At 36.0% G+C, this 17458-nt stretch carries 6 protein-coding genes; all 6 read left to right on the forward strand.

Features of this window, described 5'->3' with window-relative positions:
• Positions 1 to 101 precede the first annotated feature (101 nt).
• Positions 102 to 1529 carry a T9SS type B sorting domain-containing protein gene (locus CDH50_RS07830; protein ID WP_100611459.1) on the forward strand — a complete coding sequence of 476 codons (1428 nt, stop codon included), beginning with the start codon at positions 102 to 104 and terminating at the stop codon, positions 1527 to 1529.
• Between the two features lies 1 nt (position 1530).
• Positions 1531 to 3723 carry a PorP/SprF family type IX secretion system membrane protein gene (locus CDH50_RS07835; RefSeq protein WP_100611460.1) on the forward strand — a complete coding sequence of 731 codons (2193 nt, stop codon included), beginning with the start codon at positions 1531 to 1533 and terminating at the stop codon, positions 3721 to 3723.
• 76 nt (positions 3724 to 3799) lie between these two features.
• The gene (locus CDH50_RS07840; protein ID WP_100611461.1) at positions 3800 to 13525 is read left to right on the forward strand and encodes a T9SS type B sorting domain-containing protein; all 9726 of its coding nucleotides are present in this window, start codon (positions 3800 to 3802) and stop codon (positions 13523 to 13525) included.
• Positions 13526 to 13562: 37 nt separating this feature from the next.
• A complete protein-coding gene (locus tag CDH50_RS07845; RefSeq protein WP_100611715.1) occupies positions 13563 to 14540 on the forward strand; it encodes a PorP/SprF family type IX secretion system membrane protein in 978 nt (325 codons plus the stop codon).
• A 381-nt stretch (positions 14541 to 14921) separates the two neighbouring features.
• A complete protein-coding gene (locus CDH50_RS15410; RefSeq protein WP_394337009.1) occupies positions 14922 to 15140 on the forward strand; it encodes a phosphopantetheine-binding protein in 219 nt (72 codons plus the stop codon).
• A gap of 11 nt (positions 15141 to 15151) precedes the next feature.
• Positions 15152 to 17416, forward strand: a complete 2265-nt coding sequence (locus CDH50_RS07855) for a TonB-dependent receptor (RefSeq protein ID WP_100611463.1) — start codon at positions 15152 to 15154, stop codon at positions 17414 to 17416.
• Positions 17417 to 17458: the final 42 nt, after the last annotated feature.

Raw genomic sequence — 17458 nt, forward strand, 5'->3', positions numbered from 1 at the left:
AAACTTTTAATCAAGCTAGCTGTAATTGGGAATTATAATACTTGGTTAAATACTATAAAGGACAATTATTTTAATTTATTTGACAAAGAAAAAAGTATGGAATGAGAAACTTTACTATTATTATTTTAATTTTTTCTTTCACTACAACTATTAACGCCCAAATAGTTATAGCTAAACCTAATTTGGGTTTTACCCAAGCTTGTGCAAGCCCTACTTTTAATACTTATAACGTAACTTTTTCCTTTTCTCCTGAGTCTGGATTGTCGCCAACAAATCAATTTATCATAGAACTTTCTGATGCTTCAGGAAGTTTTACAAGCCCTACAACGGTATTTACGTCGGCTCAAGGCACAGTAACAGTGTCGCCAGCAACATTAAGTTTTTCTTTACCAAGCACAACTGGAGGAGAAGCCTATAAGGTTAGAATTAAAAGTACAGCTCCAGTAGCTACCAGTAGCGCATCTAACGAATTTGCGGCATATTATAAAATTCAGGATGCACCATTTTCCATTAATAATTTGATTGAAACAGGTGCCTATTGTGCTGGAGGAAGTTATTTATTGACCATAGATAATCCTGGATTTGGCTCAAATGATTCACCGTTGCAATATCCATCACTTACGTTTAATTGGTATAGAGAAACAAGTCCAACAACATCTGTTTTTGTAGCATCTGGCAATTCATTAGCTGTTAGTGAACCAGGAACTTATTTTGCTGAAACAAATTATGGTACTTGTACATCAAATTCATTTTCAAATCGTGTTACTATCAGTCAAGCGTCTTCGGGAGTTTCTTCCTCTATTAATTCTAGTTTGGGTAATCCTTATTGCATAAATGAAGGTTCTACAACTTTAAGTACCATAAATGGTAATAGTTATCAGTGGTTTAAAGATGGTACGGCAATTTCAGGGGCAACCAATCAAACATATGTAACCAATGAGGCAGGTACCTATTCGGTTACGACAAACTTAGGGAACTGTGTTGCAAATGCATCTATAGATCTTCAAAACAACGGTTTTACAAGTAGTATAGATGTTCCTGAAAATAATATATTGAATGAAGGAGATACATTGATGGCAACTGTAACAACAGATGCCACAAATCCCGAATTTGAATGGTATTTAAATGATGTTATCATTCCAGGAGAAATGGGCAGTAGTTATGAAGTCACTCAAATAGGTAATTATAAAGTTATAATAAATCAAACAAGCGGCTGTATAGCTTCCAACGAATTTCTTTTTGCGGTAACCGAAGCATTTCCAAATGTATCAAGAATACCCAATTTAATTAGTCCGAATGGAGATGGTATCAATGATACTTGGGTAATTCCGCAAGAATATGTAGCCGGAACAAATACGGAAGTCGTCATATTAAGTTCCCAAGGAAAAATGGTTTTAAAAACAAACGATTATCAAAATAATTGGCCGCAAAACCAAATAGATTTTAAAGATATCAACCCTGTTTATTATTATATAATAACAACACAAAATAATCAAACAAAAAAAGGCTCAATAACAGTAGTGAAGTAACATGGTAAAATATATAATATATATGATTTTATTATTATCCATAATGCAACAGTCCCATTCTCAAGAAGACGGTGTTGTGGCGTTAGCTTTGCCTGTTAGAAACTCATTAAAATTCAATAAGTACGTCATTAACCCTACATTTAGTTTTGTTAGGGAACAGAATAAACATGTAACATTTACCAATAAAAGAGAGTGGATGCAATTTGAAAATGCGCCACAAACCTATTTGTTTAGTTATTCTGGAAGATTTAGTGAAAACTCTGGTATTGGTGTTGGTTTATTTCAGCAAAATTATGGTGTATTAACAACCTTTGGAGGTGTTTTTAATTATGCATACAATGTCGTTCTAGATAGGGACAGTAACTTAACATTTGGTGTGAATTTAGGTGCTTACAGAAGTGGCATTAATGAAGGAAACGTTATAATAAATTTTCCTGACCCATCATTAGAGAATATACCTTCCAATACCGTAATTACAGTAAATCCTGGTATTAATTATGGTACAGCTTTTTTCGATTTAGGAGTCTCGTTAAATAATTTGGCAGCTTATAATTTTACAACTTCAAACTTAATTGAAGATAATCCAGAACAAAGCGTTCAAGCTCATGTTATGTACACAGGGTATGTAAACAGTCGTGGTTTTTTTGATGAAACCAAATTTTCTGGTTTAGTTCGCTCTGAATTCAAGAAAGACCAAACCGTTATTTCTGGGATAGCCATGTTTACAGTTCCTAAAGGTTTTTGGGCACAAGCAGGCTACAATACCTTATATGGCTTGTCTGGAGGTGTTGGTTTTAATATTAGTTCGCAAATTGCTTTAGAATATAATTATGAAAAAGCTATGGGAGATTTATCAACGCTTGGCAGTTCCCATGAAATTACGTTGGCATATAAGTTCAAAAATCGAAATAGGTATAATTACAGTGGAGATGATGATGAAGGTGCTTTAATTTCACCAGTTAAAAAATCAAGACCAGTTGTGGCAAAAAGTCAGCCAACAACCAGAACAAATAGAAGTACAAATGCAAATACTGCTACTGCTGTAGAAGATAAAGCTAATGCAGAAGAAGAAGAAGAAGCAAAAGTTAAGTTAGAACAAGAACAGGCTCAAGCCAAAGCAGCTGAAGAAGCGAGAATAAAATTAGAGCATGAACAGGCTCAAGCCAAAGCAGCTGAAGAAGCGAGAATAAAATTAGAACAAGAACAGGCTCAAGCCAAAGAAGAAGAAGCCAGACTTAAATTAGAACAAGAAGCACTTCAAAATCAAGTTAAAGAAGAAGCAAATGATTCTATTGGACAGGTAAATTTAAATGATGTTGTAGTTGAAGCTCAAGGAGGAAGTAAAACCAAGGAAACTGACAATTTAATTCCGTTAACGGCTGACTCAAGTATTGAACAGCATGAATTATTAATAAAACTGAGAGAAACCGTCGCTAGTAAAGAACAAGATCTTAAAGATTTAAAAGAAGAAAATGATTTAAGTGAACAAGGCATTTACTCAGAACCTAAACCTTTTAAAAGTGTTTCGGCAGAAAATGCAGCCCTAGAATCTTTAAAAATTGATATTGAGAATGTTATAAAAGCCCAAAATGCTAAAATAAGAGAGATGGAAGATTTGTATAATAAAAATACAAATGTAGATGAATCCATTAAGGCTTCATATCTAAATAGGATAAATGCATTAAAAGCAGAACAATTGCAAGCGGTAATTACAAAAGATAATTTGTTTAAAACATTAGAAAATATTAAAGAAGCCACAGAAATTGAGAGAAAACGAAGAATTAAGCGAGCTGTTTATGATAATGAAGAAGATAGGTATTTAAAAGATAGAGCAATATTAAATGCGATAAAACAAAATACACCATCAAACCTTGTTGCCCTTAAAGAAGAAGATTTTGACTTTGGAGAAGAACAAAGCAAAAATATACAGATATTGAAAGGAGTTAATAATGTGGAAAGTGCCTATTATGCTGTGCTTGCAGTACACAGCGACGTAGCAAAACGTGATGAATTTTTAACGAAAGTGGTTGCATCTGGACAAAACAATGTTGATTTCTTCTATGATGTTAATACGAGTAAATATTATATTTATTATCAAAAATTTGACACAATAGAAGCAGCAAATAATGCTTTAAAATCAACAAGCAATGAACCATATAATAGAAAAATGTCTGTGATTAAAATAGAAAATTAGAATATGAAACAAAATTAGAACATCCTTTTTTCCTCAAACCCCAACTAAAGGAAAGAAATTACTAAAATAAACCACCATGAAAAAACCTACTTATTCTAAAATTGGAATTATAATTTTGATACTCTTTTTGAGTTTTCAATCTTTTTCACAAAATCTTATTCCTTTTGTACCAAGATATGATGAGGCTATTAAGGGCGATATGCTTTTAATAGGGAATAGTAATTTAAGTGTACATCGAACAGACCCATATAATTATGCAGGAACCAATAGTAGCTATAACAATGAAGGGTCGAATAATAGAGATCGGATGGTATATGTTGACATTGATATTGACAATACTACTTTTAACTCTAGTAGTGCTGATTTAGATGTGCCAAACGACGCTACTTGTTATCAAATTGTATATGCTGGTTTGTATTGGAGCTCCGTAGTGATGGGGGATACTCCAATGGCAAGCATAAAATTTAGAACTCCAGAAAGTGGCACTTATATTGATATTACTGGGACACAAATTTATTATCAAAACTCTTCTAATAATAGGGACTCTAATACATATGCTTATTATAGAGATGTAACTGATATATTAACAGCTTTAAGCAATCCAGAAGGTACATACACAGTTGCTAATATATCATCTATGACGTCTGCAATGATGAATAGTGGTACTGGTCGAAATACAGAAGGCTTGTCGGCCGGATGGTCACTTTTTGTAATTTATGAAGATCCTCTGTTGCCAAGTAAATATATCACCTCTTTTGACGGCTTTACAAAAATAAATAACGTAGCTCCTAATAATCAACAAACCTTTCCTATTAGTGGTTTTCAGACCATACCGACTGGACCGGTTCGTGCGAAATATGCTTTTAGCGCTTTAGAGGGGGATAGAGCATGGGCTGGAGATTACTTACAAATTAATGGAACAAGTATTAGTGCTACTACTGCAGGAGGAACAATCATACGTCCAAGTAATAATTTTTTTAATAGTAGCGTATCGATTATAGACCCTAATACGAATTCGCCGATACTTTTTACGAATAGAAACCCATCAAGTTCTAATACGTTGGGTTTTGATGCAGGTATTATTAATATACCTAATCCAGGCAACAGTCTCATAGCAAATGGAGACACATCTGCTACCATTAGGTTGGGCACCAATACAGATATTTATTATTTCTATTTTAGTGCATTTGCTATAGAAATTATAGCCCCAAACATTGTATTGACAAAAATTGTTGAAGACGTTCTAGGAAATGATATAGGTGGACAGGTGGTAGATTTAGGGGATGAATTATATTATACTATAGGTTTTCAAAACACGGGAAATGATGATGCAACCGACATGACTATTAGAGATGTGCTACCAACCAATGTGGTGTTTAATTATCCATCAGATATCGGTTTATTACCTGCTGGTGTTACGGTACAAAGTTACAATCCGGCGACTAGGGAGCTTATATTTGCCATAGACGAATCTGTTGTAGAAGAGAATGATCCAGTATCTGAAATTCGTTTTAAAGTGACTGTCGTTTCTACATGTAGTTTATTGAGTGATGCTTGTTCTAACAATATTGATAACCAAGCATATGCCACTTATAAAGGAACAATAAATCCAGATTTTACCATTTCAGATGATCCGAGTTTTGCGAGCAATACAGGTTGTTTATTAACACCTGGAGCAACAAATTTTTTGGCTGATCTGAACGATTGTGTTTTTGAAGAAAACATTATATTGTGCGGTTCCAGTGCTGTTTTAACGGCTGGTAATGGTTATGATGCGTATTCATGGACAAATTCTTCTGGAACAGTTATCGGGACTACACAATCCATTACGGTTACTACTCCAGGCACTTATTATGTGCATAATACGGCAGTAGCCCCTTGCCAATCCATTGATCAAGTATTTAATGTAATAACGTATGGTGCTGGTGTAACAAATCCAGTTATTCCTTTTGCGGATGAAGTCGTTATTTGTCCGAATGACGGAAAAGAGTTGCCTAATATATTTTTATGTGGTGCTAATGATTCCAGATTTATCCAAACGAATATCACGGATACATCATCCATGATTTGGGAAAGACTGGATGAAACTAGTTGTACTGCTGTTGCCAATGAGGATTGTGCCAATGAAGACGCTAGTTGTACTTGGAATCAGGTAGCAACTGGACCTGATTTTACGGCAGATACTGCAGGTCAATATCGATTAACATTGAATTATACTGGAGGTTGTTTCAATCAATTTTACTTTAATGTTTATGAAAACCTTTTAGTTCCTACAGTCACCTCAAGAGATATTTTTTGTACAACTCCAGGAGAAATCACTGTTGGAAGTGTTCCTAGTGGTTATGAATATAGCATTGATGGCGTAAACTATCAAACTAGCAATGTATTTTCAATCAATACGACAAATATTTATTCGGTATATATCAGACAAATTGGTGTAACACCAAATCCATGTATTTTTTCGGTTCCAGATGTTCAAATAAGACAACGTGATTTTACGGTTTCAACAATTATTACACAACCCTTATGTAATGGTGAACAAGGAAGCGTTGTATTGGCCGCTAATGATGTTCGTCCGCAATATTTCTTTTCGATTTACCAAGGAGCAACTTTAATAAACAGCGTAGGTCCTATTATGGAAAGTGATTACACGTTTGCCAATCTAAATCCAGGTACCTATACGATAAATGTATCAACTGAAGATGGTTGTATATTTACAGATGATATTGAAATTATCAATCCACCGTTATTAACAGCAACAGCAGCACTCACTAAGCCGCTAACTTGTACAGATGGTGAAATTACGGTATATCCTAGTGGAGGTACAGCACCGTATTACTATTTTGTGAATAGTACCACCGAATTCCAATCTACACCACAAATTATAGTAACAACGCCCGGTGTATATAATATTACGGTTGTGGATTCAAATAACTGTTCAACTACCACATCTATAACAGTAAATCCTAGTCCGCCACCGGTTTTTAATGTAACAAAGACTGATATGCTTTGCGAAGATTCTGGTGATAATGGTACTATAACCATTAATGTAACTAATGCCAACGGAAATAGTTTGCAGTATAGTATAGATAATGGCGTGACATTTTTTAACTCGCCTACTTTTACCGGACTTGCCGTAGGAAGTTATGATGTTGTTGTTCAATATACATTAGGAACAGATGTATGTACCACCACACCACAAACAATAACAATTACTGAACCTCCTGCCATTACTGGTACAGCGACATTAACAACACCTTATACATGTACAACTAATGGCGTTATAACTGTTTCAGGAGTATCAGGTGGAACTGCACCATATACATACAGTATAAATGGAATTACTTTTCAACCTGGTTTGACCTTTTCCGGATTAACAAATGGTACTTATACCGTAACCATAAGAGATGCGGTAGGTTGTACGTTTATTACGGCTCCTATAACCATTGCACCACTAAATCCACCAACAGATTTAAGTTTTGCTAGCACACCATTAACATGTCCAACAAATGTTTCCACAGTTACTTTAACAGCAACAGGAGGCATTGGTACTTTGCGATATCAAATTATAGCACCAGGAGCATCAACAACACCTTATCAAGCATCGAATGTTTTTTCAGGATTAGCACCGGGAACATACACATTTCAAGTCATTGATGAATATAATTGTACGTATTCAGAATCTTACACAATCAATCCGTTACCAGCATTAACGGTTATAGGTCAAAATTTAAATGATGTAACTTGTTTTGGAGCTGCTGATGGTTCTGCACAGTTTACAGTATCAGGTTCTACAGGATTCACATACACCATAAATGGTGGTGCATCAACTGTAGGAACGTCTCCAGTTTCATTAACAGGATTGGCTTCTGGAACTTACACAATTGTTATTACCGATAATACAACCAATTGTAGTGCCACAGCTTCAATAACTATAAACCAACCAACAACAGCATTGGATATCACTGCAACGGCTAGTCCAATTACATGTTTGAATAATGGTAGTGTGGTTCTTAATACAACTGGAGGCTGGGGAGGAAATTCCTTTACTTTAACATTACCAGATGCCACAGTTTTACCTGGCCAAAACAGTAATATATTTGCAAACTTAACACAAGCAGGAACTTATACTGCAACAGTTACAGATACAAATGGGTGTTCGGATTCAACGACGTTCAATTTAGTTTTGCCAATAAATCCTACGGCAACTATAAGTGTGAGTTCAGATTATTGTTATGATACAACAAACGGAGCATCACTTCAAGTAACAGCATCTGGAGGTCAAGCACCATACCAATATAGTATGAATGGTGCACCATTTACTGCAAACAATGTTTTTAGCAATTTAATTCCAGGTATTTATAACATTACAGTTAGAGATAGCTATGGATGTACATATACTTTGCCAGCAGAAACGATTGCTTCACAATTAGCAGTAAGCACTGTTTTAACTAAAGACTTAGATTGTACCGCATCACCAGATGCTGTAATTACAGGAACCATTTCAGGAGGTTATGCACCATTTACATATGCAGTATCTTTTAATGGAGGCGCATTTAATGCTTTGGGAAGTACAGGTTCGCCATTTATATATGCAACAGCGATTAATGGAACATATCGTTTCCAAGTAACGGATGCACGAGGTTGTACAGCGTTATCTGGAGTACAAACCATTAATGCTATTTCGTTACCCGAAATAATATCGGTTGTACAAACGCAACCAATTTTATGTCATGGCGATTCAAATGCTGCCATACAAATTAATATAAATTATACTGTTGGTACGCCACCGTTTGTCATTAATGTTAATAATGATACTACTGGTACAAATTACGGTACACAAACAAGTGGATTAACGGCGGGTACTTACACTATTACGTTAACGGATTCAAAATCTTGTACCGATACAGCAACGATTACCATTACTGAACCAACACCTATTATTATAACAAGCAGTACAGTACCAATAACTTGTGACCCAGTAGGTGGAGTTTCAAAAGGCTCTGTAATTATAAATGGTGTTACGGGAGGAACCGCTCCTTATAATTATTTTGTAACTGGAACTAATGGTTATTCTGCATCCGAGCTTAATGCTTCGGGAACAACATCTACTACTTTTGATGTTGTTGATTTTGGATTATATCAAATAAATGTAGTGGATTCTAATGGATGTTCAGTATTAATTCAAGATGTGCTAGTGGCTTCCCCTCCAGATGATTTAGACATTGCAATAGATGTAATTGCAGATTGTACCACAGGAGGCGAAGCTGTAATTAGTGTTGGAACAACTTTAGCTAGTGCCGGGCCTTTCTTTTTTGATATATATAGAGGATTTGTTCCTCCAGCACCACCTGGAGGTACATGGATTCCTGAGGATGCACCAAGTAGTAAAACAGCAACTTTTACAGGGTTGATACCAGGGTTTACGTATACTTTTATTGTTTATGATGACTCTACGGGTTGTAGTTATTATGAAACATCAACTGTTCCAATTCCAACGAATTCAACATTAACAGCTAATGCGCTTACCTCAAATAATATTACGTGCGTTGGAAGTGCAGATGGAAATGTTTCGTTTACAATAAATAGTATTTATGGCATTTCAACCAATGTTAATTATGAAATATTCAATTCATTATCATTATTATCTACTGGTATTACTGGTTCTGGAGTTGTGCCTGGTGGTGGCTCATTGCCGGTTTCAAACTTAGGGTCTTTACCTTACGGAAATTATTTTGTTTTAATAACTGAAACTTCAGGACCTAACTTAGGATGCGGCGTGGTTACAGTTCCTTTTAATATTAGGGAATCAGCCATAGATTTAAGCATCACAGCTTCAGTTGATAGAAATGCCAATTGTAATCCGAGTTCAGGAATTATAACAGCTATTGCTAGAGATGGTACGGCTCCTTACTTGTATCAAATGACAACATCGGCCACACCTCCTTTGTCAACTGACCCATTATGGGCTTCAGCAAATACCTTTAATAGAGATGCCGGTAGTTATTATGTGCATGTTATAGATGCTTACGGCTGTATTAAATCGACGGCAGTTATTGTGTTGCCACAAGATCCAACACCAGTCGTTTCGGCAACAGTAAATAACCAATGTACAGTAACAGAAGGTAATTTCGAAATTGATGTTACTTTACCAACTGCTGGAATAGCTCCCTATGCTTTCAGTATTAACGGTGGTGCTTTCCAAACCAGAACAGCACCATTTACTTTATCGAATCTATCATCTGGAACACATACTATTGAAGTGAGAGATGTAAATGGTTGTGGAAATTTAGTGTCAGTAGATATTGAACCTCCTTTAGGAATTACGCCAACAGTTACAGGAATTGTTAGTTGTTCAAATGATGATGGTGAAATTACAGTGTCGGCAGTTGGAGGAACAGGAATATATACTTATAGTATCAGTCCTAATCCAGCTTCAATCACTTTAGCAGGAAATGTGTTTTCTGGAGTGCCTTCGGGAACTTACACTATAACGATTGAAGATAGTGCAACAGGTTGTACTGAAGATGCGACCATAACTTTAGATGCCGCAACGCCCGTAACGTTTACAACAACGCCATCTGATGTGAGTTGTAATGGAGGAAGTGATGGTGCTATTACAGTTAATTTACCATTAAGTAATGATAATCCGCCTTACACCTATGAGATTTCAGGACCAATATCCGTGGGACCTCAAGCTTCTAATATTTTTACAGGATTGCCAGCAGGAATTTACGATGTTACAGTGGCTTCAGGTAGAAATTGTACATTAACGCAGCAAGAAACTATTGGAGAGCCTGTTTTACTTGCCGTATCTGGAACTGCAACTGATTTTGCTTGTGCAATTGATGGTTCCGTAAACACGTCAGAGTTAACCATTTCTGAAAGTGGAGGAATGCCTTCTTATACGTATAGCATTAATGGAATAAATTATTTCAATTCAAATGTGTTTAAAATTGTTGATAATGGAAGCACACAAAATATCACTGTTTATGTGAGAGATGCCAATGGATGTGTTGCAACAAATACTGTGATTATATTACCATTACCTACTATAACAGCTGCTGCGGTTGCTGAGGTAACACCAATTGATTGTAACAATACAGGTTCAATAAGTATCTCTGTAACTGGAGGTTCTGGAAACTTCAATTATCAAATGTTACCTAGTGGTGTTCCGCAAGCTTCAAATATTTTTAATATAACACTACCTGGAGATTATTATTTCTTAGTAACCGATTTAACTACAAGTTGCACCTTTGCAACGGCAGCATATACGGTCGCACCATTCGATACGATTGATGCCATTGCTACAGCTACTACAGCAGTAACTTGTTTTGGAGATACCAATGGTGCTTTAGAGGTTAATTTAAGTGGCTATACAGGTGCTTATACTTATGAAGTTTTTGATAGTCTTGGAGTTTCAGTTTTAGGCCCGATTGCAGCAAATACAAGTGTAAATCCACAAATCATTTCAGGACTTCCAGCTGGAAGCTTTACCGTTGTTGTTACAGAAACTGCTAGTCCGTTTTGTAACACAACTTCAAATATGGTTACCATTGCAACACCTATATTGCCTTTGGATTTGGTTATTTCAGAAACATCGAATGTTACCTGTGATGATGGACAAGGGACTATTACAGCTATCGCAAGTGGCGGTTGGGGGACTTATGAATACGAATTAACAGGAGCTGTTACAGTAGCATATTCTTCAAATGGAACCTTCAGAAATTTATCAGCTGGCTCTTACACTGTCAATGTAAGGGATTCAGGAGGTTGTATCGTATCTGATGCTATAACACTTACAATTCCAACACAAATCACTGCAACAGTAACAGCCGATACAACATTGTTGTCTTGTTTTGATGATTCTAATGCCACAATTACTGCAACTGCTGTTTCTGGCGGACAAGGAAGTAATTACACATACACACTTCACATGTTGTCGCCCATGGTTACATCATCAGGACCTCAAATATCTCCAATTTTCAATGGGTTAGGAGCAGGAACTTATAATGTCACTATTACTGATGGTTATAATTGTGAATTTACTTCACCAAATATTATCATAAACCAACCTGCTGAGGTTCAAGCGCTTTTGGTAAGGGAAACTTCACCTTCTTGTTTAACCGATGCTACATTAACATTAAGTGCAACAGGAGGTACAGGAACTTATGAGTATAGTAACACGGCTACGTTTGCTACAATATTGGGATCATTTACATCTTCAACAGCTCCGATTTCCGTATCGCCAGGAACTTATATGTACTATGTTAGAGACGCAAACGGTTGTATTGCGAATGTTTCGAATGAAATTACCATTGATCCATTACCAGCTCTTATAATTAATTTAGACGTAGCCAATGCGACCATTAATTGTACTGGAGATAATACAGCTGTTATCGTGGCAGTTGCACAAGGTGGTTTAGGGAATTATATTTATACCTTACTAGATAGTGGTGGTAATCCAATTCCAACTGCTACTCAAAATAGTCCAGGTGTTTTCACGGAGCTTACAGTAGGAACTTATCAAATTAGAGTGGATAGTGGTGATTGTTTAACAACATCGGCACCTATTCAAATATCAGAACCAGCTGCGGCGTTGACAGCCAATTTCTTTCCAACTGACCCTACTTGCTTTGGAAGTGGCGATGGCATGCTGGAAATTGTTGCCTCAGGCGGGACAGGAACCATTAAATATGCCATTTCGCCTCAAATGAACCAATTTTTTGAAACTTCAGTATTTGAAGATTTATATCCAGGAACGTACCAAGCCATAGCTCAAGATGAATTAGGTTGTTATATTCTTTTTGATTTTACAATCACTGACCCAGCTCCTGTGCAAATTGCATTGGTTCCAGGTTCTATTCAGCCAGAATTATGTGAAGGTGATTTGAATGGAGCTTTTAGTGTTATAATTTCAGGAGGTAGTATGCCTTACAGCGTAGCTCTGGATGATAGAAATGGTTCATATATTATAGGCACTCCAACTCAAACGCAATTTGATTTTGCTGGTTTAAGTGGTGGAGATCACACTGTATATGTTATCGATGGTGCAGGATGTGAGTCGGAAGTAGTTATATCATTCCCAGAATCGGTTAGCTTCGGGCCAACGGCTGTAGTGGAATATGGTTGTGACAACAATATACCTAGCAATACGGTAACTGTAATTATTACAGGTAATGTTGATACGGACGATTTAACCTATTCACTAGATGGTGGTGCTTATCAAGCCAGTAACCTATTTGTAAATGTTCCTTCAGGGGTGGGTCATTATGTAGATGTGATGCATGTTAATGGATGTATACAAAGAACACCTCTATTTGATGTTGATCATTTTGATCCTATAGCATTAGTATTAAACGATGGGGGATTAAATGAGATTGTAGCTATTACAACTGGTGGATCTGGCGTATATCAATATACGTTAAACGGAGAAGATTATGGAAGTACAAACACATTCCTTATTTACAGGTCTGGAGATTATACCGTTACGGTGACCGATAGTTATGGCTGTACAGCATCAGCAACACGGTATTTTGAATATATAGATGTGTGTATACCTAATTATTTTACACCTCCTTCACAGAAGTGGGGTCCTGGATGTACAAGTCAATATACCAATTTAACCGTTGATATATTTGATAGATATGGTCGTGAAATAGCAACACTTCGTGTGGGAGATTTATGGGATGGTAATTATAATGGTAAGGAACTTCCAACAGGAGATTATTGGTACGTTGTAAAACTAAACGACCCAAAAGATAATCGTGATTTTGTCGGACATTTTACACTTTACAGATAAATAGATAATAGTGGTTAAAACCTATAAAAAAAATAGAATGCGAAAATTAATTATATATCTGTTACTACTTGCCATAGTGAAAAGCCATGGGCAAGAGCTTAACCTGCCCGTTTTCACACAGTATTTGGCTGATAACAATTTTGTGGTCTCACCAACCTATGCGGGCATAGGCGATAACCTAAAATTGCGAGCCAATGGCCTGACACAATGGGTGGGCATAAAGGATGCACCAGATAATCAGTCGTTCTATGCGGATTTTAGAATTGCGGACCGAAGTGGGGTTGGCGTGTCATTTTATAACGATAAAAATGGAAATACCATCCAAAAGGGGGCCAAGTTCTCCTTTGCTCATCATCTTATTCTGGATTACTATTCCAAGCAATATCTGTCGTTTGGTATATCATATAACATAAACAATTTTAGGATCGATATCAGTAAATTTAATAATGGTACTAACCAACCACCAGTTTCAAATCCAATTATAACTGACGATAGATCGACCAACAACAACAATTTTGACGTTGGGGTGCTGTACAGGAACAAAGGGTTCTTCTTCAGTTTCAATGCCAATAACATATTGGAGAAAAAAATAGATGAGGACATTAGGATCGCTGAGCCCAATTTGCTCTTAAATTATCAAATATATTCTGGCTACACGTTCAACGGCCCCAAGAAGAGCGGCTTGGAGTTTGAGCCCTCCATCTATTACCAGATGTTCAGCAGCGACAACCGGAGCAGTACCGATCTGAACTTTAAGTTCAGGAAGTTCAACAGGAACGAGGATTACTATTGGGCGGGGATATCGTACCGTTTTTTGAACGACCAGTTCTTTAAGCCCCTGAACCTGGGTCCCATGCTGGGCTTCAAGAAGGACATCTTCTATTTTGGGTATGCCTACCAGGTGACCATGAACGACCTATCGGGGTACAATTCCGGGACGCACGTCATTACCATAGGGCTGGAGTTCCTACAGGGCATCAGCAACTGTCCCTGTACACAGAGCCCAGTGCATTGATGGTAGTTTTAGATATTATCATATTAATTATTTGTTTACTTTAATTGAAAGCACCTATAATATTTTATAAGTAGCTAATAGATAACAATATCTAATTATGCTTTTGTTTATATTCGATAGTGCTTTTTAAAAACCCTAAAGTTTTTTGCTGTAAATTTTATACCAGTTTCTCTAATAAAGTCAGGGTTAATCTTTGGTCATTTTCTTGATCATTTTTATACACAATTTCAAAGCAATAAATGCTTGGGTTCTTTCTTCAATTTCATAATAAAATAGCGTTTTACATTTTATTGGGTTTTATATCTAACAATAAAATAATATCACGATAAAACCAATGATATTAAAACTTCGTATGTTTCCTCAAGAAACGATATTGAAGAACTGGTTTGCAATGTATGGCGAGATATTTTTAGATTGTATAAAATTGATGTTCACGATAATTTTATAGCCTTGGGAGGGGATTCACTAGCGGCTATAAGGGTAACATCTAGGATTAATGACGAATTGGGAATGGAGATCCCATTAAACAAAGTTTTTAATTTACCCACAATTGAAGCATATGCCGGCTACATAGAGCAAAAAATTATTGAATTATTATAAACAAAAAAGCTATGACACAACCAACCAACCAAAACAAAATCACAAAAAATGTTTTATGTTTCATTCTATTACTTTTAACTTTTGTAAGCACTCAAGCTCATGAACTTAGTGGTACGGTAGTTTCAGATGAAAACAGTAAACCCTTGCAGGGTGTTGGCGTTTATAATAAAACTACAGGGGCGTACACCTATACCAACGTATCGGGTTATTTTGAGTTAGATGATATTTCAGTTGGCGATGTAATCTATTTTTATAGTTTGGGGTTTGAAAATCAAGAACTCATTATAAGTGATAAACATTTAAATGGTGTTGAAAATATTATTTTAAAGGTATCGTCCGTATCCTTAGATCAAGTATTAATAGTTTCTAAGGTTAATGTGCTAAGTACCTTTTTAAATGTAGATTTAAAAACAAGTCCGGTAAAATCATCACAGGAGATTCTCCGTAAAATACCAGGATTAATAATCGGTCAGCATGCCGGTGGTGGTAAAGCGGAACAGATTTTTTTAAGGGGTTTTGACATAGACCATGGTACAGACATTGCTATTGATGTGGATGGTATGCCAGTTAATATGGTGTCCCACGCTCATGGGCAAGGTTATGCCGATATGCACTTCATCATTCCTGAAACCATTAATAATATCGATTTTGGTAAAGGCTCTTATTACGCTGATAAAGGGAATTTCAATACGGCAGGATACGTGGATATTAATACCAAAAAAACCATTGATGAAAGTTTGATATCTCTTGAAGCTGGACAGTATAATACCTTACGTGCTTTAAGTATGATTAAAGTTTTGGATGAAAAAAATAGTAGTGCCTATTTGGCTTCAGAAATGGTATTGACCGATGGTGTTTTTGAATCACCCCAAAACTTCAACCGTTTTAATATTATGGGTCGTTATAATTTCAATAACTATATAAACCAAGAGTTTGATATGGGTATTTCCCATTTTCAGAGCAAATGGGATGCTTCTGGACAAATTCCATTACGTGCTGTCGAGAGCGGGTTAATAAGTCGTTTTGGAGCTATTGATGATACTGAAGGTGGTAATACTAGCCGAAGTAATATGTGGATAAACCATAAGAATCAAATAGATGAGCATTCTGCAATTAAATCCTCTGCATATGTATCAAAGTACGATTTTGAATTATTTTCAAATTTTACCTTCTTTTTGGAAGACCCTGCAAATGGTGATCAAATACAACAAAAAGAAGATAGAACCATTATTGGGGCAAAAACAGCCTATGAACATTCGTTACATATTGGTGACCACGATACACAACTTAAATATGAGTTAGGCGTTGGATTTAGATATGATGATGTTAATAATGTTCAATTATCAAGAACCTTAAATAGAAAAACTATTCTGGAACGTTTGGCATATGGTAATGTGGATGAATTAAATGCTTTTTCGTTTGCCAATGTAACTTATAAAAAGAATTCATGGACCTTTAATCCAGGGTTACGCTTAGACTATTTTACTTTTGATTATGAAAATTTATTGACACCCACTTACGATAATAAAAGTGAGAACAAAGTATTGTTAAGCCCCAAGTTTAATATTATTTATTCAGCTTCTCCAAAGGCACAATTTTATGCTAAAACAGGTTTGGGATACCACTCAAACGATAGTAGGGTAGTAACGGCCAATAATGGGAAAAGAATACTCCCAACCGCTTTTGGAACAGATTTGGGCGTTGTTTTAAAACCCAAAGAGCGATTGGTTATTAATGCCGCTTTATGGAGTTTGTTTCTGCAGCAAGAGTTTGTTTATGTTGGAGACGCAGGTATTGTTGAACCTAGTGGAAAAACACAACGTTATGGTGTTGATTTTGGATTACGCTACCAGTTAACAGATTGGTTATTTGTAAATGGGGATGTTAATTATTCACATGCTAGAAGCATTGAAGAACCTAGTGGACAAGATTACATTCCGCTTGCTCCAGATTTAACGTCTGCAGGAGGTATTAGTTTTCGGGATTTAAGTAATTTTTCTGGGGGGATTAATTACCGCTACATTAAAGATAGACCAGCAAACGAAGATAATTCTATAGTAGCAGAAGGGTATTTTGTAACCGATTTTAATTTGAATTATAATTATAAAAACTGGACTTTTGGGTTGATTGTTGAAAACATCTTTGATACCGAATGGAATGAAACACAATTCGCCACTGAAAGCAGATTATTTAATGAACCAAATTCTGTTGAAGAAATACATTTTACCCCAGGAACCCCATTTTTTTTAAGAGGAAAAATATCAGTTAAGTTTTAGATTTTAAGGGTTATTTGCGGTTTTGTCTATTGTTATGGGATA

This window comes from Confluentibacter lentus (assembly GCF_002806995.1).
GTDB lineage: Bacteria > Bacteroidota > Bacteroidia > Flavobacteriales > Flavobacteriaceae > Confluentibacter > Confluentibacter lentus.

Bases quoted from the DNA above. Each gene is read 5' to 3' on its own strand.
- CDH50_RS07830 (WP_100611459.1), top strand. From the start codon at position 102: ATGAGAAACTTTACTATTATTATTTTAATTTTTTCTTTCACTACAACT.
- CDH50_RS07835 (WP_100611460.1), top strand. From the start codon at position 1,531: ATGGTAAAATATATAATATATATGATTTTATTATTATCCATAATGCAA.
- CDH50_RS07840 (WP_100611461.1), top strand. From the start codon at position 3,800: ATGAAAAAACCTACTTATTCTAAAATTGGAATTATAATTTTGATACTC.
- CDH50_RS07845 (WP_100611715.1), top strand. From the start codon at position 13,563: ATGCGAAAATTAATTATATATCTGTTACTACTTGCCATAGTGAAAAGC.
- CDH50_RS07855 (WP_100611463.1), top strand. From the start codon at position 15,152: ATGACACAACCAACCAACCAAAACAAAATCACAAAAAATGTTTTATGT.